This is a genomic window from Mesorhizobium sp. B2-6-2 (assembly GCF_006440615.1).
Lineage (GTDB): Bacteria > Pseudomonadota > Alphaproteobacteria > Rhizobiales > Rhizobiaceae > Mesorhizobium.
The window spans coordinates 15,094-35,013 of the sequence record NZ_VFUG01000011.1 but is presented as its reverse complement, the minus strand read 5'-3'; the positions used below and the strand labels follow the sequence as shown (position 1 = coordinate 35,013).

17 protein-coding genes and 1 tRNA gene are annotated in these 19,920 nt (G+C 64.0%); 6 read left to right on the top strand and 12 right to left on the bottom strand.

The annotated features are described in order from the left end of the window. The first annotated feature begins 29 nt into the window (after positions 1–29). Positions 30–2,015, top strand: coding sequence for a phosphoenolpyruvate--protein phosphotransferase (gene ptsP / locus FJ419_RS20600; protein WP_140697478.1), 1,986 nt, complete (start codon positions 30–32; stop codon positions 2,013–2,015). 17 nt (positions 2,016–2,032) lie between these two features. Here ptsP and FJ419_RS20595 read toward each other — a convergent pair whose 3' ends face one another. Next, positions 2,033–2,815, bottom strand: coding sequence for a hypothetical protein (locus tag FJ419_RS20595; protein WP_140697475.1), 783 nt, complete (start codon positions 2,813–2,815; stop codon positions 2,033–2,035). A 150-nt stretch (positions 2,816–2,965) separates the two neighbouring features. Here FJ419_RS20595 and FJ419_RS20590 point away from each other — a divergent pair, with 150 nt between their 5' ends. Further along, entirely contained in the window at positions 2,966–3,979 is a 1,014-nt protein-coding gene (locus FJ419_RS20590) for a sugar-binding transcriptional regulator (RefSeq protein ID WP_140697472.1), read from the top strand. 1 nt (position 3,980) lies between these two features. On the opposite strand, the gene FJ419_RS20585 is transcribed toward FJ419_RS20590, so the two are convergent. From FJ419_RS20585 to FJ419_RS20560, 6 genes are all read right to left on the bottom strand, one after another. Then, positions 3,981–5,048, bottom strand: a complete 1,068-nt coding sequence (locus tag FJ419_RS20585) for an acyltransferase (RefSeq protein ID WP_140697469.1) — start codon at positions 5,046–5,048, stop codon at positions 3,981–3,983. Between the two features lie 305 nt (positions 5,049–5,353). Continuing rightward, a tRNA-Pro gene (locus tag FJ419_RS20580) sits at positions 5,354–5,430 on the bottom strand. A 54-nt stretch (positions 5,431–5,484) separates the two neighbouring features. Further along, positions 5,485–6,732 carry an O-antigen ligase family protein gene (locus tag FJ419_RS20575; protein ID WP_140697842.1) on the bottom strand — a complete coding sequence of 416 codons (1,248 nt, stop codon included), beginning with the start codon at positions 6,730–6,732 and terminating at the stop codon, positions 5,485–5,487. 65 nt (positions 6,733–6,797) lie between these two features. After that, positions 6,798–8,333: an undecaprenyl-phosphate glucose phosphotransferase gene (locus FJ419_RS20570; protein ID WP_140697466.1), complete on the bottom strand. Its 1,536-nt coding sequence runs from the start codon at positions 8,331–8,333 to the stop codon at positions 6,798–6,800. A gap of 96 nt (positions 8,334–8,429) precedes the next feature. Beyond that, positions 8,430–9,560: a glycosyltransferase gene (locus tag FJ419_RS20565; protein WP_140697463.1), complete on the bottom strand. Its 1,131-nt coding sequence runs from the start codon at positions 9,558–9,560 to the stop codon at positions 8,430–8,432. 10 nt (positions 9,561–9,570) lie between these two features. Continuing rightward, on the bottom strand, positions 9,571–10,134 hold the full coding sequence (locus FJ419_RS20560) for a polysaccharide biosynthesis/export family protein (protein WP_140541319.1): 564 nt from the start codon (positions 10,132–10,134) through the stop codon (positions 9,571–9,573). Positions 10,135–10,397: 263 nt separating this feature from the next. Between FJ419_RS20560 and FJ419_RS20555 the strand changes: the two genes are divergently transcribed. Then, entirely contained in the window at positions 10,398–12,626 is a 2,229-nt protein-coding gene (locus FJ419_RS20555) for an exopolysaccharide transport family protein (protein WP_140697460.1), read from the top strand. 281 nt (positions 12,627–12,907) lie between these two features. Then, complete coding sequence (locus FJ419_RS20550) at positions 12,908–13,342, top strand: peptidylprolyl isomerase (protein WP_140697457.1); 435 nt, start codon at positions 12,908–12,910, stop codon at positions 13,340–13,342. Between the two features lie 119 nt (positions 13,343–13,461). Here FJ419_RS20550 and FJ419_RS20545 read toward each other — a convergent pair whose 3' ends face one another. Both FJ419_RS20545 and FJ419_RS20540 read right to left on the bottom strand, forming a co-directional pair. Continuing rightward, complete coding sequence (locus FJ419_RS20545; protein WP_246672195.1) at positions 13,462–13,704, bottom strand: hypothetical protein; 243 nt, start codon at positions 13,702–13,704, stop codon at positions 13,462–13,464. Positions 13,705–13,925: 221 nt separating this feature from the next. Then, entirely contained in the window at positions 13,926–15,155 is a 1,230-nt protein-coding gene (locus tag FJ419_RS20540; protein ID WP_140697454.1) for a GNAT family N-acetyltransferase, read from the bottom strand. A gap of 90 nt (positions 15,156–15,245) precedes the next feature. On the opposite strand from FJ419_RS20540, the gene FJ419_RS20535 reads away from it, so the two are divergent. Next, positions 15,246–16,304 carry a polysaccharide deacetylase family protein gene (locus FJ419_RS20535; protein ID WP_140697451.1) on the top strand — a complete coding sequence of 353 codons (1,059 nt, stop codon included), beginning with the start codon at positions 15,246–15,248 and terminating at the stop codon, positions 16,302–16,304. Positions 16,305–16,337: 33 nt separating this feature from the next. Here the strand turns inward: FJ419_RS20535 and FJ419_RS20530 are convergent, their stop codons facing one another. Beyond that, the gene (locus tag FJ419_RS20530) at positions 16,338–16,553 is read right to left on the bottom strand and encodes a DUF2842 domain-containing protein (protein ID WP_140697448.1); all 216 of its coding nucleotides are present in this window, start codon (positions 16,551–16,553) and stop codon (positions 16,338–16,340) included. Between the two features lie 151 nt (positions 16,554–16,704). On the opposite strand from FJ419_RS20530, the gene FJ419_RS20525 reads away from it, so the two are divergent. After that, the gene (locus FJ419_RS20525) at positions 16,705–17,796 is read left to right on the top strand and encodes a COX15/CtaA family protein (protein ID WP_140697445.1); all 1,092 of its coding nucleotides are present in this window, start codon (positions 16,705–16,707) and stop codon (positions 17,794–17,796) included. Positions 17,797–17,848: 52 nt separating this feature from the next. Here FJ419_RS20525 and argC read toward each other — a convergent pair whose 3' ends face one another. Beyond that, positions 17,849–18,781, bottom strand: a complete 933-nt coding sequence (gene argC, locus FJ419_RS20520) for an N-acetyl-gamma-glutamyl-phosphate reductase (protein WP_140697442.1) — start codon at positions 18,779–18,781, stop codon at positions 17,849–17,851. 29 nt (positions 18,782–18,810) lie between these two features. Beyond that, a complete protein-coding gene (speB, locus tag FJ419_RS20515) occupies positions 18,811–19,812 on the bottom strand; it encodes an agmatinase (RefSeq protein ID WP_140697439.1) in 1,002 nt (333 codons plus the stop codon). Positions 19,813–19,920: the final 108 nt, after the last annotated feature.

The window sequence follows — 19,920 nt, the reverse complement described above, 5'->3', positions numbered from 1 at the left end:
CGACGGCGCCTAAACCTAGAGTAATTGCAATGGAACGCTCGACCATCGTCAGAGTGCACGAAGGTTTGCACGCCCGTCCCGCCACGCGGTTCGTGAAGCTCGCGAAAGGTTTCGAATCCGACGTAGAGCTGGTCAAGAACGGCAAGGCGGTGAGCGCCAAGAGCTCGGTCAAGCTGATGCTGCTGGCGGTCAAGGAGAACCAGGAAGTCACCGTGCGCGCCAACGGCGCCGACGCGATCGAGGCGATCGAGGCGCTGATCGGTTATCTGGAGAACCCGCGCGCCGGCCTCGACGACGGGGGCGAGGCAGGTGAAGAGGGCTCGCAAGCCGCAGCCGCGGCGCCCGCTCGTGAGGCCACGCAGCCTGCTGCCGCGGCGGTGGATGGAACCCCGAAACTTCAAGGCGTCGCCGCAAGCGAGGGCGTGGCGATCGGGCCGGCCTTCGCCCATTTCCCGCCGGAGATAGCGGGACCGGGCAGGCGCCTGCAGGCCGACGAGATCGAAGGCGAGCTCGAGCGCTTTCGCGGCGCCGTCGCCAGCGTCCAGTCCCGCATGGACCGCACGCTTGCCGAGAACAATCTCTCCGCCGGTGACCGCGGCATCGTCGCCGCGTTGCGCGACATCGCCGCCGACGACAGCCTGACCGGCGAGGCCGAGAAGCTGATCAAGGAAGGCGATGACGCCGTGTCCGCCGCCATCGGTGCGGCCGCCACCATCGCCGCCGATTTCGGCGCGGTCGACGACCACTATCTCAACGCCCGGGCCGACGACGTCCATTCCGTCGGCCGGCAGATCTGCCTGGCGCTGCTCGGCCAGGACGAAGTCAGCCTGGAAACCATCCCGCAGGGCGCGATCCTCATTGCCGACGACATCGGCGCCTGGGATCTGGCGCGCGCGCCGCTGAAGCGTATCGGCGGCGTGGTCTGCGGCCATGGCGGCGCCACCTCGCACATTGCCATCATCGCCCGCTCGCACGGCATCCCGGCGGTGCTCGGTCTCGGCGACAAGATCAACGAGTTGCGCACCGCCAAAGAGGTGGCGATCGACGGCAATGCCGGGCATGTGGTCGTCGATCCGGACGAGGCTGCGCGGGCTGACTTCACCCGGCGCGTCGAGGCTGCCGCGCAGGAGCGCGCCGGGCTGACAGCGTTCAAGGGCATGACGCCTACCCGCGCGGACGGCACGGTGATCGAGGTCGCGGCCAATATCGGCTCGCTGGAGGAGATCGAGGCGGCGCAGGAAGCAGGCGCCATGGGCGTCGGCCTGTTCCGCACCGAGCTGCTCTTCATGCGCCACATGCATCTGCCGTCGGAGGACATGCAGGCCGAAACCTACAGCGCCCTGGCCAAGGCGTTCGCGCCGCATCCGGTCATCGTGCGCACGCTCGACATCGGCGGCGACAAGCCGATCGCCGGCATCGAATTCCCCGACGAGGAAAATCCCTTCCTCGGCTGGCGCGGCATCCGCATGTGCCTGGACCGCCCCGACATCTTCAAGAAGCAGCTGCGGGCGCTGCTGAGGGCCGCCGTCCACGGCAACATCAAGGTCATGTTGCCGATGGTCTCGGAGATTGCCGAGGTGACGCGCGCGCGCGCGCTGGTGGAGGAATGCGCCGACGAACTCAAGGCCGAAGACGTGCCGCATGCCGATTTCGACCTCGGCGTGATGATCGAGACGCCCGCCGCCGTGCTGATCGCGCCGGCACTGGCAAAGGAAGTGGCGTTCTTTTCGATCGGCACCAACGACCTGACCCAGTACATCATGGCCGCCGACCGTCTCAATCCGACGGTCGCCAAGCTCAACGACGTCACCAATCCGGCGGTGATGTCGGCGATCGAGCTGACGGCGAAGGCGGGTGTCGCCGCCGGCATCATGGTGGGCATGTGTGGCGAGGCCGCCGGCCGTCCGGACCTGATCCCGACCTTTATCGGGATGGGCCTGACCGAGCTCAGCATGAGCCCGGCCTCGATCCAGCGCGCCAAGAAGACGATCGCGGCCATGGCGGCCGAACGGTAGCGGATAATTCGCGGCGGTTACGCTAGATGCGCGAGCAGGATGGCGAGAACCGGTGTCAGTTCCTGGACGGCATTGGGCTGGGCGCAGGCCTGCCGGATGCGGTCCTCCCGCACTTCGGCAGCCAGCACCGCGATCTCGAGAATGTCGGGCTCGGGCGTTCCGTCCGCCTTGGTCGCCAGTCCGCAGGCAAGCGCCACGGGCGCAAGGCACCTGATGTCGAGAGACCGGTCGCCGGCTATCGCCGGGCCTGTGCCGATCTCGCCAGGCTGGACAGGACGGTGGTTGAGGCACTCGACGAGCAGAGCCGCGCAGGCCGCCGCGACCTGGTCCGTCGATGCCGCGTCCGCCGTCGCGCCAGCCAGGAGATCCGCGTAGCGCTTGCGCATCGCGACATGCACGGCGGAAAAGCTCGCTTCGTGGACGCGCGGATTATCGATGCCGTAGCCGGCAAGGACCGCGCGGGTCAGATAATACATGTCGCGCCTGAACTGACGCTCGCCGCCGATCTGCCGGTCTTCATCGCCATGCGGGAAATAGGCCCGCAGGCTTTTGACGGTCGTGCCGTCGACCATGAGCGGCCGGGAATGCGGCACGAAGGATTCCGCGATCGTCAGCGCCTCGTCGACGGCGCTCGCGGCGTGGCCAAGCAGGCTGCGGCCAGGGAAGGGAGGCAAATTGCCGGCGATATCGTGCGAGGGGTCGCCGGTGCTGTCGTGGCGGTTCTGGCGGATAGCGTCGCGCAGTTCCCGAAGCCGGTCCTTCAGGTTGGCGCGGACATCCTCGGAAATTTGTCGCAGCATTGCCAATTGCCTCGAAATGCTGAGCCGGTCACGGCTTGGGCGCCAGTCGCCCTCTCTAGATTGTTCGTCTCGCTTGGTAGATCAATAGACGATATTTAACCAGCATGCAGAATCGGCGGGGCGGTGTCACCGCCGGGGTTGGAGGGGAAATTGGGCAGGCGACGGCAGGGCGAACCAGAAAACGGCAGGGCGGCGGCCGAGGCATCCGAGCAGGTCGTCAGCGAAAGCCGGACCGACCGCCTCAGAATCCGCGCCGCCTGGATGTATTTCGTCGAGCAGATGACGCAAAACGAGATCGCCGACGTGCTCGGCGTCGGCCGCGTCACCATCGTGCGCATGCTGGCGGAGGCAAGGGCGCGCAACGAGGTGAAGATCTCCATCGAGAGCGAGCTTTTGGAGATCGTGCGGCTGGAGCGCGCGCTCGAACGGGCGTTCGGCCTACAGCAGGCGCTGGTCGCGCCGCTCACCGATCCTCATGCCGATCCGATCCCGGCGATCGCCGCCAAGACCGGCATGTTCCTGTCGGATGCGATGAAATCCGGGATGCGGGTCGGCGTCGGCTGGGGCGTGACGCTGTTCAACACCTTGCCCTTCATCAGCGCCAAATCGTTAACGGATTTCAGCGTGATTTCGCTGCTTGGCGGCGTCGGCGTCGCGCGCCGGGCCAACCCGGCCGAGTTCGCCTGGCGCTTCGCCCAGATCTTCCAGGGCGATGGCTATCTGATGCCGACGCCTGCCGTCGTCGACAGCATCGAGACAAAAATCGCGCTGGTCGAGCGCTGCGGTCTGCAGGAGATTTTCGAAATGGCCGATGCGCTCGATGCCGTGCTGCTCAGCGTCGGCGGCATCGCTTCGGCCACCACCTTCTCGCGCGGCGGCTTCCTCAAGGAAGCGGACCGCGAGGCGCTGCTTGCGCGCGGCGCCGTCGGCGATCTCCTGTTCCATTTCTATGACCGCAATGGCGATCTGGTCGACCATCCCGTCAACAGCCATGTGATGTCGGTGGATGTCGACCGCCTGCGCAAGGCGCCGATCCGCATTCTCACCTCCGGCGGCGCGGAAAAGACCGAGGCGCTGCTCGGCGCCATGAACCTGATCGCGCCGACCATCCTGATCACCGACGAGGAAAGCGCGCGCCGCATGCTCGCGGCGCATGGCGCTTGAATTATGCGATGGAAGGGCTCGCCCGCTCCGGAATTGAGCCTCGGAGCAGCCTGCGGGCAGGTTCCTCCACCAGAATGAAGACGACGACCGAGATAATGACCAGCAAAGGCTGGTACAAAAGACTCCCGACCCAATCCCATTCTCCAGTGAACAGCACCGGAATCCACTTTCGCACCGGAATTTGCAGGATGTAGAGGGCATAGCTTGCATTGCCCAGCAGCACGAGCGGCTTGTACGACAGTGCGCGTCGGGTCTTGCCGTCATTCACGGCGCAGGTCGCAATCAGGGCAACAAAGCCGATCACCGCGAACCCTCCTGTCACCGTGTATGTCGAGACAAGCGTGGTTACCGTGAACCCCATGGCCACAAACGCGGCCAGGTCGCTGCGGAAGCGATTGAAAGCACCGGCGCCGAATAGCAGGGCGCAGATGATGCCGGTCACAAATTCGGGCAGCCTCAGCAGCGGAAGAGGCACCAGCTTCATCCAGTCGAACGCAAGGTAGCCGGTCGGTCCGAGACTCGGCAGACACATAACCATGAAAATCAGCACCAAAGCTACCAGGCTGATCCACAGGGCTCCAGTTGTAAGCCTCGAAAGCACGGGAAGCAGCAACGGGAACATGAGATAGAAAAAGAACTCGATCGAGAGTGTCCAACCCGGAGGGTTCCAGAAGAATCCGAGCATTGTCGTTGGTGCGCCCCAGGCCTGAACAAGGCCAAGTGTCGCCAGGGATGCAAGCGGGTAATCCAAAGGCAGGCTTGACAGCGGCAAAGCCACGACAAGAGCAAGGACATAAGCCGGATAAATTCTGGCAAATCTCGCTACGGCAAACCGTCGGACGTCGTCCCAATCGGACATCTTGTCGACGTAGGAATGGGTGAGGATGAAGCCGGACAGCAGGAAGAAGAACGAGACGCCGAGATAGCCATTCTGCACGAAACTAGCGACGAGGTGTGGCGCTCCGTCGATGTTTGCCGAATGATAGGCAAGCACATAGAGAGCGGCGAAAAATCGCAAGCTGGTCAGCTGCGCCAGGTTCGATCCGCCTGAAGAAGGCTTCGGTTTCATACAGAATGCCGTGGCTGTGAGCGCGAAGCGGTGCTCAGAACTGTCGATATTGCTTGGAATCCTATACGCCGAGCCGCATTAACAAACCCGTTAACGCTCCACGCCGGTGTCAGCGCTCGGAGCCATGGGGAACCGAGGCGCTGCTCGGCGTCATGCACCTGACTGCGTCGACGATTCTGATCGCCGATGAAGAAGCGCACCGCATGCTCTAAAATCAACGAGAAGCTGTTCTTGAACCAAACGGCTGCGTGAAGAGCGGAAGCCTTCGGCTCAACCTAAGAACTTGGGGGAAGTTCTCTTTCAAATGGTCGGAGTGGCCGGATTCGAACCGACGACCCCTTGACCCCCAGTCAAGTGCGCTACCGGGCTGCGCTACACTCCGGACCGGGTGGCGATGTATCGTGATAAGGCGGTGCGGGTCAACCGAATTCGGTGCCTATCGCGAAGGTGAAATTGCAGGCAGGGATGCAGACCTCGCCAGCCGCAATTCCCGCTGGTGCCGGTACTCCAGCGCGATCGCGCCCCAGACCAGGCCGAGCAGCAGGTAGAGATGGCGCCAGTGGTCGATGTCGATGAAGGTGCCGAGCCCGATATTGCCGAGATAGGCGACATAGGCGCAAAGCAGATAGGGCTGCCACGGCCGGTCGCGCAGAAGGATGCGGAAGCCCGCGCCGATCGTCCATAGCGTCAGCGTCAGGAATGAGACGAAGCCGAGCCAGCCATAATCCATCAGCGCCTTCAGCCAGATGTCATGCGTGTCCTCGCCATAAATCGTGCCGAAGACCAGCGGGCCGATGCCGGCCGGGTGCTCCATCGCCAGTTGAAAGCCGATCGAATAGCGGGCGAAGCGGCCGAGTCGCGCCGAATCGTAGCTCTGCTCGAGCTGCGCGCGCTGCGTGAACATGTCCGACACGCCGGGCAACTGCAGGATGACGATGAGGGCGATGACCAGCAGCGCCGCGGCAGCGATCGTCATCACCACCACGCGCAGCCGGAACTTGCCGCTGGCGCTCTGCAGGAAGAGGCACGCGGTGAGCAGCACCGCCGACACGGCGAACATGCCCCAGGCGCCGCGCGAGAACGAGAAGAAGATGCCGGCGGTGATGATGAGCAGCGGCACCGCCAGAAGCGGCATGCGCGACACCGGGCCGGTCAAGAGCAGGTAGAGCAGGTAGGTGCCGGGCAGCACCAGGAAGGGCCCGAACACGTTCGGATCCTGGAAGACACCGGCGGCGCGGTCATATTTGGTGAACATTTCCGCGCCCGGAAACGCATGAAAGTAACCGGCGATGCCGAGCAGCGACGTTGCCACCGCCGACACGACATGGGCGATGAAGATCAGCCGGTAGAGGCTCGGCTGGACCGAGGTCACCGAGGCGAAGAACACCGCGCTGAAGGCCAGAAACAGCGAGACGGCGAGATAGAGCGGCGTGTTGGCGAGGTCGGCCATCTGCGTCATGGCGATCATGCCGCCGATGTTCATCGCCACCAGAAGCACCAGCAGGGGCACGATCGCGCGCGAGATCCGAAGCCCGAACAGCGCCCAGACAGCGATCAGCCCGGCCATGTAGATTTCATAGGGCGCCGGCTCGCTGATGACGAAGCCGGAAAGCAGGATGCCGACGCCGATCGCAGCCGATGCGATCAGCGAGATCAGCTTGGCGTTGACCGCCCCCGGCGGCAACTGGTTGACAGCCTGTGGCTGCAACTGGTTGACCGCCTGCGGCTGCAACTCATGGGCGACGGCGCTCAATAGGCGTTTTCCGTGTTGAGCAGGCGGATCGGCGTCAGGAACAGGATGCGCAGGTCGAACAGCATCGACCAGTTCTCGATGTAGTAGAGGTCGTATTCGGTGCGCATGCGGATCTTTTCGTTGGTGTCCATCTCGCCGCGCCAGCCGTTGATCTGCGCCCAGCCGGTGACGCCAGGCTTGACCTTGTGGCGGGCGAAGTAGCCGTCGACCACCTCGTTGTAGAGAAGGTTGTGCGACTGCGCGGCGATGGCATGCGGGCGCGGCCCGACCAGCGAAAGCGAGCCGAGCAGCGAGTTGAAGAACTGCGGCAGCTCGTCGATCGAGGTCTTGCGGATGAAGCGGCCGACGCGCGTGACGCGCGGGTCGTTCTTAGTCACCGTCTGCTTGGCGGTCGGATCGGACCGGTCGGTGAACATCGAGCGGAACTTGTAGACTTCGATGATCTCATTGTTGAAGCCGTGCCGCTTCTGCTTGAACAGCACCGGACCCTTGCTGTCGAGCTTGATGGCGATCGCGGTGGCGAGCATCACCGGCGAGAAGACGATGATCCCGATGAGGGAAAAGACGATATCGAAGGCGCGCTTGGCGACCGAATCCCAGTCGTTGATCGGCTTGTCGAAGATGTCGAGCATCGGCACCGAGCCGATATAGGAATAGGCGCGCGGCCGGAACTGCAGCGCGTTGGAATGTGCCGAAAGCCGGATATCGACCGGCAGCACCCAGAGTTTCTTGAGAAGCTGCAAGACGCGCGATTCGGCGGTCAGCGGCAGCGACACGATCAGCATGTCGATGCGCGCGATGCGGGCGAATTCGATGAGCTCGGAGATGGTGCCGAGCTTGGGGTAGCCGGCGACGATCGGCGGCGAGCGCTTGTCGTTGCGGTCGTCGAAGATGCCGCAGATGCGGATGTCGTTGTAGGGCTGCTTCTCGACCGAGCGGATCAGCTGCTCGGCCGCCTTGCCGCCGCCGACGATGAGCGCGCGGCGCTCCATGCGGCCGTCGCGCGCCCAGCGCCGGATGAGGCTCGACATCACCAGTCTCAGGCCGAAGATCAGCGCGAAACCGGCCACGAACCAGGTGCCGAACAACAGGCGCGAATAGTCTTCCGACGCCTTGATGGCGAAGGCGGTGAGCGCCATCAGCGCGAAGCTGCCGGCCCAGACCAGCAGCACCCGGCCGAAATTCGCGAGGGGGCGCATCAGCGCCGCGACCTGGTAGCAATCGGTCACGTCGAGCAGCACCACGGCCAGGAACGACGTCGCCGCGATCGCCAGCGGATACTGCCAGGCCAGATAGCTGAAGAAGCCGACATAGTAGAAATAGACGCTGAGCCCAGACAGGAACAGCATCGCGAACTCGACCATGCGCAGCACGCCGCTGACCATGATCGGCGACATGGTATCGCGCCGGTACTGCGAGGCGACCTGGCGCGCCACATCGTTGATGCCGCCAGGCTTTTCGCCGTCGGCGGGAGCATCGTAGTTGCGCACCGCATCCATGGAAAAGCGGTGTGCGGGGTCGATCTCATTCATGGGAACTGTCCGCGAGCTTCGCGCGACTGCATAGCAAAAGAGAGCTAAGAAAGCCTTGAAACAACCGGTGGTTTTGGAGTTGTTGCGGCTCGCGGCCTATTTGTTCAGTGCCGCGAAATAGGCCTTCTCGATATCGGCGGCCATGACGTCCGCGCCGAATCGGGCCTTCAGCTTATCGGCTTGCGGCATCAGTTTTCGATAACTGCCGAAGTCGCTGAGCGCCGAGCCCATTTTGGCGGCGAGTTGGGATACGTCGGGGCGGATCAGGGCAGGGGAGCCTTCGCCGAAGATTTCCGGAATGCCGCCGACCGCCGTCGCGATCATCGGCATGCCGGCGGCCAAAGCCTCGAGCACGATATAGGGCATCGCCTCCGCGCGGGACGGCACCACAATCAACTCGGCCAGAGCGAAAGCCTGTCTCGCCGGCATCGGCGGCAGGAAGCGGACCTGGTTCTTGAGGCTGAGCCGCTCGACCTGTGCGTGGTAGCGCGGCAGGTCGTCGCCATCGCCGACCATCACGGCGCGTAAGGGGCGTCCGAGCTCGTCGCCGGCCAGGGCCAGCGCATCGATAAAGATATCCGGGCCCTTCAGGTCGCGCATCATGCCGATGTACAGGAAATCGGCGGCATTCGCCGCCGACGTCACCGGTTCGAATTCGGCGGCGCGCAGGCCGTTATAGACAAGCGTGTTGGGTATGGGCGGCTCGCCGACCTTGCGGCGATAGGTGTTGCGCTCGTAGTCGGAAACGAACAGCAGGCAATCGGTGAAGCGCGCCATGAAGCGCTCCAGGCCGAAGAACAGCTTTCCCATCGCCGTCGTTTCGTCATAGTGGAGGGAGCCGCCATGCGGCGAATAAAGGCGGGCAACGCGAAACCTTGATACCCGCAACAGTGAGCCGAACAGCCGGGCATAGGCGCCACCCTTGGCGCCGTGCCCGTGCAGCACGTCCGGCCGCAATTCCTGGATGATTTGATAGGTGCGCCAGGCCGAGGCGAGGTCGCCCGGCCCGACATGACGCTGCATCGGCGTGCGATGGATGCCGAGCGCGAGGCTGTCCTTCATCGCCTCGAACAAGCGCTCCTCATAGTCGCCGCCGGTGGTCGAGTCGCAGACGATTCCCACCGCATGGCCGGCGGCGACTTGCGCCTCGGTCAGGTCGCGCACGTGCCGGAAGATTCCTCCGACAGGTGAGCGAAAGCAGTGCACGATCCTGAGGTTCACCGCCACGACGGGTTTTTCAGAACAGCCGTTCGCGGACGTAGACGGTGTCGCCGGGCAGGAGCGGATCGGATGTCAGCACCCGTCCGGTCATCACCTTGCCGTTGATGTCGCGGGTGATGTCGACGCTCCCCTGATTGGCGCGCGGCGTGAAGCCGCCGGCAATGGCGACCGCCTTTTGCACGGTGAGTCCCGGCACGTAGGAATACTGCCCGGCAGCGCCCACTTCGCCCATGACGAAGATCGGCCGGTAGCGGTCGATTTCGACCGAAACGTCGGGATCGCGCAGATAGCCTTGGCGCAGCTTGTCGGCGATCGCCTTTTCCAACTGCTGCGCGGTGTGGCCGCGCGCCGGCACCGCGCCGACCAGCGGAAAGGACAGATAGCCGGACTGGTCGACGCTGTAGGTGTTGGTCAACCCGTCCTGCTCGAACACCGTGACACGGACGCGATCGCCGGCGCCGAGTCGATAGGGCTGATCGAGTACTTCATGAAAGGCGGCAGGTGTCGGGCGGTAGCTCGAGCAGCCGGTGAGCAGCGACAGGGCAAGCAAAGCGCGAAAGAGGGAAGCAGTGCTTTTCATGACCGGCCAGGAACCTTCATCGCTCTTGCCGCAAGCCGCGGCACAACCCCAGGAAAGTGCGACCGTTATCATCCTGTTAGGGTTAATGGGCGGTAAAGGAGCGCGGTCCGGGAGACCGGAGATCGGTAAAAAGCCCAATTGTTCTATTGCTTTCGCGCAGTCTTCTTTGAGTGCCCTCTAATAAGCATTCATTCTGATCTTAACGGGTGAGTTACCATAGTTCTTTACGGTCCAGCCTCGACTCAAAGTTCGGAGCAGGATGCATGTCCGTTCAGTCAGCGGCCGCAGACGTCGATGTCGATCTGAGACAGCTTTTCGCCAGCCTAGCGAGGAACTGGCTGCGCATTGTTTTTGTGACGCTTTTGGTCACCGGGCTGGCCTTCGCCTTCGCCTGGCTCGCGACGCCCTATTATAAGGCGACAGCCAAGCTGGAGATCGGCTCGCGCGAATCGGAATACACCCGGCCGCCGGGCACCAACGATGACGACAAGCCGATTCTCGACGAGCAGGGCGTGGCCACCCAGGTCCAGATCATTTCCTCGCCCGACATCCTCAAGCAGGTGGCGGCCAAGCTCAACCTGGACAAGTTGCCGGAGTTCGACGAAACGCTGAAAATGTCGTCGCTCGGGCGCGTGCTTGTGCTCGTAGGCTTGAAAAGCGATCCCTTCGATATCCCGCCGGACGAGCGTGTGCTGAACGCCATGCACGACAAGCTCAATGTCTACGCCGTTGAAAAGACGCGCGCGATCGCGATCGAGTTCGCCTCGAAGGATCCCAAGCTTGCTGCAGCGGTCGCGAATGGCATTGCCGAGGCCTATATCGCCTCGAAGGGCGACGCCAAGCTCGAATCGAACGCCGCCGCGACCAACTTTCTGGCGCCCGAAATCGCCGATCTGCAGAATCGCGTGAGGGATGCCGAGGCCAAGGTCGCCGCGTTCCGCGCCCAGTCCGACCTGCTGATGGGCGGCAACAATTCGGTGCTTCCGACCCAGCAGCTCTCTGAGCTGTCGAGCGAATTGTCGCGCGTGCGCGCCAGCCGCGCCGCCGCCGAGGCGAGCGCCGAGAGCGTGCGCCGGGCGCTGCAGAATGGCGGTTCGCTGGACAGCGTGCCGGAGGTCCTGTCTTCCGAGTTGATCCAGCGCCTGCGCGAGCGCCAGGTCGAGCTGAGGGCCAATATCGCCGATCTTTCCACAACCCTGCTGGACAATCATCCGCGCATCCGGGCGCTGAAGTCGCAGCTTGCCGACCTCGACGGCCAGATTCGCAATGAGGCGCAAAAGATCATCCGGGGGCTGTCGGCTCAGGCTCAGACGGCGAAGGCCCGCGAGGATCAGCTGATCGCGGACGTCAACACCTTGAAGGCCGCGTCCGCGCGCGCCGGCGAGCAGCAGGTGCAGCTGGATGCCTTGCAGCGCGACGCGAACGTTCAGCGCCAACAGCTTGAATCCTATATGGCAAGTTACAATGCGGTAGCCTCGCGCAAGGATCGCAGATACTCGCCTGTGGCGGCGAGCCTGATCGCGCAGGCCCAGGTGCCGTCGCAACCTTATTTCCCGAAGATCGGGCCGATCACCGGAGCTGCCGCCGCCGCGTCGCTGCTGCTGATGGCGATCGGCACGCTGCTTGGCGAGCTGTTCTCGGGCCGCGCCATGCGTCCTGCCGCCGGCGCCCGCTTTACCGATATCGAGCAGGTGGCGATGCCCGTGGCGCGCACCGAGCCGGTTGTAGCCGAAATCGAGGACGACCACGGTCCTTTCGCGCCCCATGAGGCGGCCATGGCCAGCGAGCGACGGCCGGAGAGGCAGCCGATCGCGCAGAATGAGACATTTGAAGCCGCCACCGTTGCAGCAGAGGAACCAATGCCCGAGCCGGAACCCAAACCGGGTCCGTCCAGGCTCGGCGAGATCGATGTCGACAAGGCTGCCGAGAAGCTGATCGGTTCCGGTGCCGCGCGCGCGATCTTCGTGTCGCCGGAAGGCGATGAAGCGGCCGCCTCCGCCGTGCTCGTAGCGCGTGAAGTATCCGACGCCGGCCTGCGCGTGCTGCTGCTTGACCTCACGACATCGGGCGCCGCATCGCGGCCGATGCTGGACTCGAGCCTTTTCCCCGGCATCACCAATCTGCTTGCGTCCGAAGCGCAGTTCAGCGACGTCATTCACCCCGATCTCTATTCGGATGCGCATGTCATTCCGGTCGGCACCGCCGACCCTGTCCGCGCCATGCGCGCCGCCGACCGGCTGCCCATCATCATGCAGTCGCTGACCACGGCCTACGATCTCGTCGTGGTCGAATGCGGCCCGGCCGACGCGCAAGGCATCGGCCGCCTGGTCGGCGGCGGCACCGAAGTCTTCCTGTCTATGCTGGAAGCCGACGACCAGGTGACGCAGGCCGCGGTCAAGCTGATCGAGAACGGCTACCCGGACGTCACGCTGGTCACGCCGGTCGGCCATGAGCCGGGAGATCCATTGCCCGGACGCCGATCGGCTGCATAAGGCTGCGGGCCAACAGGGCTGTTCTGCACGCTTACGAACGCCCCGAGATACTGGGAGCAGAGGCCGGGACCGCGACGTATCGAGCACGGTTCAGTGGACGCGGGGCATGACAATCCTCGGGCTACAGGACCGGCCCGGGCATTCTCGGCGGCTCCCGCACTTTACATCGGCGGCAAAGCACCTAGTTCTGATGTTTCGCGCTACGCACCTTCATGCGTGGATGATCGACAGCGGGACCGTGAACCCTAGGCCGGTCCCCCAAACTCCCAAGGATGGCTGTTATGACACAGGCCAAGAACGGCGACACTGTACGCATCAACTACACCGGGCGTCTGGTCGACGGCACCCAATTCGATTCTTCCGGCGGTGAACCGCTGCAGTTTACACTGGGTGAAGGACAGGGAATTCCTGGTCTCGAAACGCATGTGGAGGGCATGGAAGTCGGCACGAAAAGCACCGTCACCGTTCCCGCCAACGCTGCCTATGGCCCCCATCGCCCCGAAGCGGTGGTAACCATCGACCGCGCCAGCGTGCCGGCAAACATCAACGTCGATGTTGGCGCCCGATTGCAGGCCCGCAGCCGCGAGGGCCGTCCCATGCAAGTGACGGTCATCGGCGTGGACGACGCCAGCGTCAAGCTCGACGGCAATCATCCGTTGGCCGGAAAGGATCTGGTGTTCGACGTTGAACTGGTCGAGATCGTTCAGGCGGCGTAGTCAGGGTCGCAGTTAAGTGCGCTGCCAAGAATCTTGCCGTTGAGCACGACGATTCCGTTGCCCTCTGGAAAAGGCTTCCCGCACGGCCCTTCGGCGAAGGATCAAAGAGACCGCGCATATCAAGGCGCGCGATCGGTCAACGCGTTGGCCCCTTCCTGCCCGGCGCAATGCGCGCAGCAATAGATGACATCGCCCTGCTCGACGCCATGCCCCATGATCCGTACCCTGCAATGCGGGCAGGTCGGCGCAAGCTTCTGGACAGCGCACTCGAAGCTGTCAAACGTGTAGGTTTGCCCGCCCAAGCTCACCAGGAATGCCTTGTCATAGTCGTTGCCGCACTGGTCGCACTTAGCCATAGCCATGTCTCCTTCCGAGTGCGAAAACCTCTCGGCACTCGATAGGTTCCGTCGGGTCCTCTGGGTCTCAGCCCGTTTGCCCGCATCGCCTGGGAACGCGACGGCGATTGTGCGACTCTTGCCAGCCTAGAGCGTTTCACCGTTTCACGGAAACGGCGAACCGCTCTATCTCTTTGTTTTTACGCAATTCCGGAGGGAAAACCGCTCACACTTTTCCTGGAATTGCTCTAGCTGTCGTCCTCGACCGGGGCGGGCGCCGCCTGTCCGGCAGCCTTGCGGCGCAGCATCTTGGTCAGTTTCCAGACCGTCGGGTTGTTCTTGATGAAGGCCTTCGCGCGCGCGCCTTGCCGCATCGTCGTCGCCAATGCGCGGCCTTTAAGCGTCAGCGGCGCAAGCACCTCGAAATGCTGGACCTCGATGTCGCACCAGAGCCGCTTGTAAGGCTCGTCGCCGACCGAGAAGTCATACACATCGAAGCCAAGCTCGCAGGCTTCCTGGATGTTGTCGAAGAACAGGAAGTCGCCCGGGCTGGTGAAGGAGAGATCGTCCTCGGCGATGGCGCCGAACTCGCAGATCAGCCGCTTGCCGGACCGGCTGGAGCCGGTCACCGCGCGCGGCTTGCCCGCCACGTCCAGGCCGTGCAGCAGGAAGGGCGGCTTTTCCTCGGCCAGCGCAACGGCGAACAGCGCCCGGAAGAAGTCGCGTATTTGTCTGTCGCCGAAGACATTGGCGATGCCCATCTTGGCGAAACGCACCTCCTTCATCTCGAGGAAGGCATCGAGCAGCCTGTCGACCTCCTCGGGTGTGCGCGCCTCGATGCGGCGGAAGGTGCCGACAGCCTCGAACTTGCGCGTCTGCGAGCGGTGCTTCTTGCGTTTGCGCTTGCCGCTCGCGCGCGACAGCAGCGCGTCGAACCCGCCGTCGAGATCGACCGCAAGCGCAAGGTTCGGACTTGGAAAGCCGGGCAGCGCGGCCAGCGGGTTGGCGACGCCGTCGAGGTCTGGCAGCAGCCTTTCCAGCGAGATCAGGTCGATATCCGGCCGCGCCCGCGCGATTGCCTTGAACATCGAGCGGATTGCCCGGCCGTCGATAGCAGGCAGGAAATGCGGGTCAGCGGCGGCGAAATTGCCGTTTGCATGCCGACCGCCGGCGAAACGGGCAACCTTGAATGGCCCCCGTCGCACAGCTTCCAGCGCCAAAGACAACGCCGGGCGGCCATCGCAGGAGAGCGTCGCGACAACCATGTCGGCGCCGGTCGCGGCCGCCCAGTTGCTCACCCAGGATGCGCTTTGCGCCGGCGCGAACAGCGCCGAGGCGCAGAATTGCACGTAGTCGGCAACGCCGGTGCCGTCGCTTGCGGTCGCAGTCCACCGGTCCTGGTCGGCTCGCACCGGGCGCGCGGAAGCCTCATTGGCCGCGACCCGATTGCCGTCAAATGACGCGGTGGCGTCAACCATCCCTCAATCCTTAAGACGTATTGGTTGCAACCTGGGGTTCGCATAGGCGAATGTCGTGCTTGAATAAGCCTAGGCGCAAAAGGTGAAGGAATGATCGACGGGGGCGATGCAATCCGGAAACTGGCGCTGAACCTTGCCCGCTACTCCGGCCTTGCGCCTCTGGCGCGGCCGTTTGTCGGCGGCATCGGCGCTATCTTGATGCTGCACCGCGTCACCGCGACACCGGAGAAGCCGAACAGCGTCAATCGGCATCTGAACATCGCTCCCACTTTCCTCGACAGGCTGATCTTGGACATGAAGGGGCAGGGTTATACCTTTGTTTCCCTTGATGAAGCGATCGAACGCATCAAGATGGGCGGGAAAGGCGGCCAGTTCGCCACAATCACCGCCGACGACGCCTATCGCGACAACATGACCGAGGCGCTTCCGATCCTGGAAAAACACGGCGCGCCGATCGCCATCTACGTCGCCCCCGGCCTGATCGACGGCGCCGTCGATCTCTGGTGGGACGTGATCGAGGACATCGTCGACACCAGCTCGCGCCTGACGCTGACGATGGGCGGCAAGTCGACGACGATCGATTGCTCGACACAGGGCCGAAAGATCCAGGCCGTCGCGCGGCTGAACGCCTGGCTGACCTTGGAAGTCCCCGAGGAAGAGCAGGGCGCTGCGCTGCGCGAGCTCGCCCGTTCGATTGGGTTCAAAATCGGCTCGGGCCGCCAGGGCACCTTGATGAACTGGGATGAGCTTCGCACCATGGTCGCGCACCCGTTGGTGACCATCGGTGCGCACACCATCAACCATCGGAACTTGAAGCGGCTGTCCGAGATCGATGCGCGCCATGAGATCGGCGACGTCCGCCGCGTCCTCAAGGAAAAGCTCGGCGAGGAGCCGCGTCATCTGGCTTACCCCTATGGCTATGCCAGCGCGGTCGGCTGCCGCGAGGTGGGCTTTGCCCGCGACGCAGGCTATGCCTCGGCGGTGACCACGCGGCATGGCGTGCTGCGCGCCGAGCATGCCGGCTTCCTGCACGCGCTGCCGCGCATTTCCGTCAATGGCCGCTATCAGAGCCTAGCGCATATCCGCACGATGCTGTCCGGCATCACGACGCCGCTGGCCAATGCGGGCAAGATGGTCGTTACGGTCTAGGCCTGCCTCGCGCTTGCCCGACGCCGGCGAGGATCAGCCCTTCGGGCGCGGCTCGATGATCAGCCATTTGATGATGGCCATGGCCGGCAGCACCCAGAGAAAGCCGCTGAGCAGGAAGAACAGGAGATGCGCCGTGGGACCGTATTCGGCGAGCCTGGTAACCGCGACGGCGGAGGCGATCAGCGCGTAGAAGACGACCAGCGCCACCAGCAATATGGTTCCGATCAGCTTTTTCAGGCGAATGGGCATGTCGCGGTTCCGTTGACCCGCCCCGCTTAGGCCGAATGACAAGAGCGCGCAACCGTCGCGGCTCGGCGCGACGGCGTGCCGCGCTGTCCAGTCTTGCCAGTTGAGCGGCCTTGGTCCACCAATTGCGCGTTTCAACCGCCGGGAATGCGAAATGGCTGCCATCACCGCCACGGCTCCCTATGCCGCACGCGACCGCGACCTGCACAACCGCGCTTTGGTGCGCGGTTGGCTTTACGTCGTGCTGCTCGTGCTGGTCGCGCTGGTGCTGGTCGGCGGTTCCACTCGTCTCACCGGCTCGGGGCTGTCGATCACCGAGTGGCAGCCGATTCACGGCGTCATCCCGCCGCTCAACGACGCCGAATGGCAGGAAGAGTTCCAGCGCTACCAGCAGATCCCGCAATATGCCGAGATCAACAAGGGCATGAGCGTCGAGGATTTCAAATCGATCTTCTGGTGGGAGTGGGCGCACCGCATCCTGGCGCGCAGCGTCGGGGTGGTCTTTGCCTTGCCGCTGCTGTTCTTCTGGGCGACGCGCCGCATCGAACGCGGCCTTGGGCCGAAGCTCGTCGGCATCCTTCTGCTCGGCGGACTGCAAGGCGCCATCGGCTGGTGGATGGTGGCTTCGGGCCTGGTCGATCGCGTCTCGGTCAGCCAATACCGGCTGGCGACGCATCTGACGCTTGCCGCGCTGATCTTCACGGCGACAATGGTGGTGGCGCGAGGCTTGGCGCCGCATTCCGAGCCCGCCGCCGACCGGTCGACGCAGCGGCTCGCGGGCGTCATCGTGCTCTTGGCGCTGATCCAGATCTATCTCGGCGGGCTGGTCGCCGGTTTGCACGCGGGCCTTTCCTACAACACATGGCCGCTGATGGATGGAAAGGTGATCCCCTCCGATCTGCTTCTTCTGAAGCCCGCCTGGCAGAACTTCTTTGAAAACCCGAAGACGGTGCAGTTCGTCCATCGGCTGGGCGCCTATGTGATATTTGTCGTGGCGCTCTGGCATATGATCGCGACGTGGCGGCGCCAGCCTGGCACCACCCATGCCCGCCGGGCCACGCTTCTGTTCGCGCTGGTGGTCGTCCAGGCTTCGATTGGCATCGGCACGCTATTGATGCAGGTGCCGCTGCACATGGCGTTGACGCATCAGACGATCGCGCTTGTGTTGCTTGGCTTCGCTGCCGCGCATTGGCGCGGCACCAAGGGCGCCTATCCGCTGCCGACCGATATACGCGTCAGAGGCTGAGGCGAACCTTGCGGATCGCCTCGGCGGCAGCAAGCTCCAGGTTTACGACCGCTCAGTGCTTGATGCCGAGCATCAGGTCGAGGTTCTGCACCGCGGCGCCCGACGCGCCCTTGCCGAGATTGTCGTAGACGGCCATCAGCAGCGCCTGCGCCCTCTCGTCATTGGCGAACACATAGACCTTCATCCGGTTGGTGCCGTTATAGATCTCCGGATCGATCTCCGGCATGCGCTCCATATGGGTGTAGGGCGCGACCTCGACCACGCCGCCATCGATCGACGCATAGTGGTCGGCAATCGCCGCGTGAAGCTCGGCGCCGGTCGGCACCCGGTCGAGACCGCCGAGCTGCAGCGGCACCACGGTGATCATGCCCTGCGCGAAATTGCCCACCGCCGGCTGCATGATCGGGTCGTGCGACAGCTTTGCATAGGTGCGGAGCTCCGGCACATGCTTGTGCTCCAGCGTCAGCCCGTAGGGCAGGAACTCGGGCGCGTCCTCGCCCTTGCCGACATAGTCCTCGATCATCGGCCGGCCGCCGCCGGAATAGCCGGAAATGCCGTTGACGGTGACCGGGAAGTCGGCAGGCAGCAGGCCGGCCGCAACCAGTGGCCGCAGCGTCGCGATCGGCCCCTGCGGCCAGCAGCCCGGATTGGCGATGCGTTTCGCGCTGCCGATCCTCTTCGCTTGGTCCTTGTCCATTTCGGCGAAGCCATACTCCCACCCCTCGGCCACGCGATGCGCGGTCGAGGCGTCGATCACCTTGGTCGTATCGTTCGTGATCAGCGACACGCTTTCCTTGGCCGCCGCATCCGGCAGGCAAAGGATCGCGACGTCGGCCGCGTTAAGGAACTCGGCGCGGGCGGCAGTCTCCTTGCGGCGCTCCGTCGGGATGGAGATGATCTCCAGGTCGCCACGGTCGGCCAGCAGCGCCCTGATCTGCAGGCCTGTCGTGCCATGTTCGCCGTCAATGAAGATTTTCGGTTTCATCGCTTGCCAAATTCCTCGCGATTCCAATGTCATATGCCGTAGGCGTGATTTGCCGCGGCATGATTGCCGTTGCTCAGCTCGTCGAGCCGCGCCTTTCGCTCCGCCAGCAGACCGAGATAATGCATGGCGATGATCGATCCGGCGATTGCCGTTATATCGGCATGATCATAGGCCGGCGCAACCTCCACGATGTCGGCGCCGACGATGTCGATCTGGCCGAGTTGGCGCAGTGTCGACAGCATCTTGGCCGAGGAGGGGCCGCCTGCCACCGGCGTGCCGGTGCCCGGCGCGAAGGCCGGGTCGAGACAGTCGATGTCGAAGGTGAGATAGGTCTTCTTGCCACCGGTGCGCTCGACGATCGCATAGGCGATGTCCGACGCCCGCATCTCCTCGACCTCATGGCCGTAGAGGATCTTGATACCGAACGAGTCGGGCGCATGCGTGCGGATGCCGATCTGGATCGAGCGATCGGGGTCGATGATGCCCTCCCTCACCGCGCGAGCGACGAAGGAGCCGTGATCGATGCGCTTGCCGTCGTCGGGCCAGGTGTCCTGATGCGCGTCGAACTGCACCAGCGCCAGCGGCCCGTGGATCGCGGCATGGGCCTTGAGCAGCGGCCAGGTGACGAAATGGTCGCCGCCCAGCGTCAAAAGGAACGCGCCTGATTTCAGGATCTTGGCCGCCTCGCGCTCGATCGTGCCGGGGGTTTTCTGGTGATTGCCGCTGTCGAGCAGGCAATCGCCATAGTCCACCACTGAAAGATGCTCGAAGAGGTCGCGCGAGAATGGATATTGCGGATCGTTGTCGAGGATCGCCGAGGCGCGGCGGATCGCCTGCGGTCCGAAGCGGGCGCCGGGCCGGTTGGTGACGGCGGCGTCGAAGGGAATGCCCCACACGACCGCGTCCGCGCCCTTCACGTCCTTCGTATATTTGCGCCGCATGAACGACAGCGCGCCGGCATAGGTCGGCTCGAACGACGCGCCCGTCTTGGAGCGGGCGGTGAAGGCGTGGTCGATCTCATTGTTCGCCATTAGGAATCCTCGGTTTCGTCGGGGCAGCCACAACTACAGAACCGGCACGCAACATGCCAGTCACAGCTTGCGGAAACGAAGCGGCGCTCGGCGAGTGCCACGGCAACA

Bases quoted from the DNA above. Each gene is read 5' to 3' on its own strand.
- ptsP (WP_140697478.1), top strand. From the start codon at position 30: ATGGAACGCTCGACCATCGTCAGAGTGCACGAAGGTTTGCACGCCCGT.
- FJ419_RS20595 (WP_140697475.1), bottom strand. From the start codon at position 2,815: ATGCTGCGACAAATTTCCGAGGATGTCCGCGCCAACCTGAAGGACCGG.
- FJ419_RS20585 (WP_140697469.1), bottom strand. From the start codon at position 5,048: ATGAAACCGAAGCCTTCTTCAGGCGGATCGAACCTGGCGCAGCTGACC.
- FJ419_RS20570 (WP_140697466.1), bottom strand. From the start codon at position 8,333: ATGAATGAGATCGACCCCGCACACCGCTTTTCCATGGATGCGGTGCGC.
- FJ419_RS20560 (WP_140541319.1), bottom strand. From the start codon at position 10,134: ATGAAAAGCACTGCTTCCCTCTTTCGCGCTTTGCTTGCCCTGTCGCTG.
- FJ419_RS20555 (WP_140697460.1), top strand. From the start codon at position 10,398: ATGTCCGTTCAGTCAGCGGCCGCAGACGTCGATGTCGATCTGAGACAG.
- FJ419_RS20550 (WP_140697457.1), top strand. From the start codon at position 12,908: ATGACACAGGCCAAGAACGGCGACACTGTACGCATCAACTACACCGGG.
- FJ419_RS20545 (WP_246672195.1), bottom strand. From the start codon at position 13,704: ATGGCTATGGCTAAGTGCGACCAGTGCGGCAACGACTATGACAAGGCA.
- FJ419_RS20540 (WP_140697454.1), bottom strand. From the start codon at position 15,155: ATGGTTGACGCCACCGCGTCATTTGACGGCAATCGGGTCGCGGCCAAT.
- FJ419_RS20535 (WP_140697451.1), top strand. From the start codon at position 15,246: ATGATCGACGGGGGCGATGCAATCCGGAAACTGGCGCTGAACCTTGCC.
- FJ419_RS20530 (WP_140697448.1), bottom strand. From the start codon at position 16,553: ATGCCCATTCGCCTGAAAAAGCTGATCGGAACCATATTGCTGGTGGCG.
- FJ419_RS20525 (WP_140697445.1), top strand. From the start codon at position 16,705: ATGGCTGCCATCACCGCCACGGCTCCCTATGCCGCACGCGACCGCGAC.
- argC (WP_140697442.1), bottom strand. From the start codon at position 18,781: ATGAAACCGAAAATCTTCATTGACGGCGAACATGGCACGACAGGCCTG.
- speB (WP_140697439.1), bottom strand. From the start codon at position 19,812: ATGGCGAACAATGAGATCGACCACGCCTTCACCGCCCGCTCCAAGACG.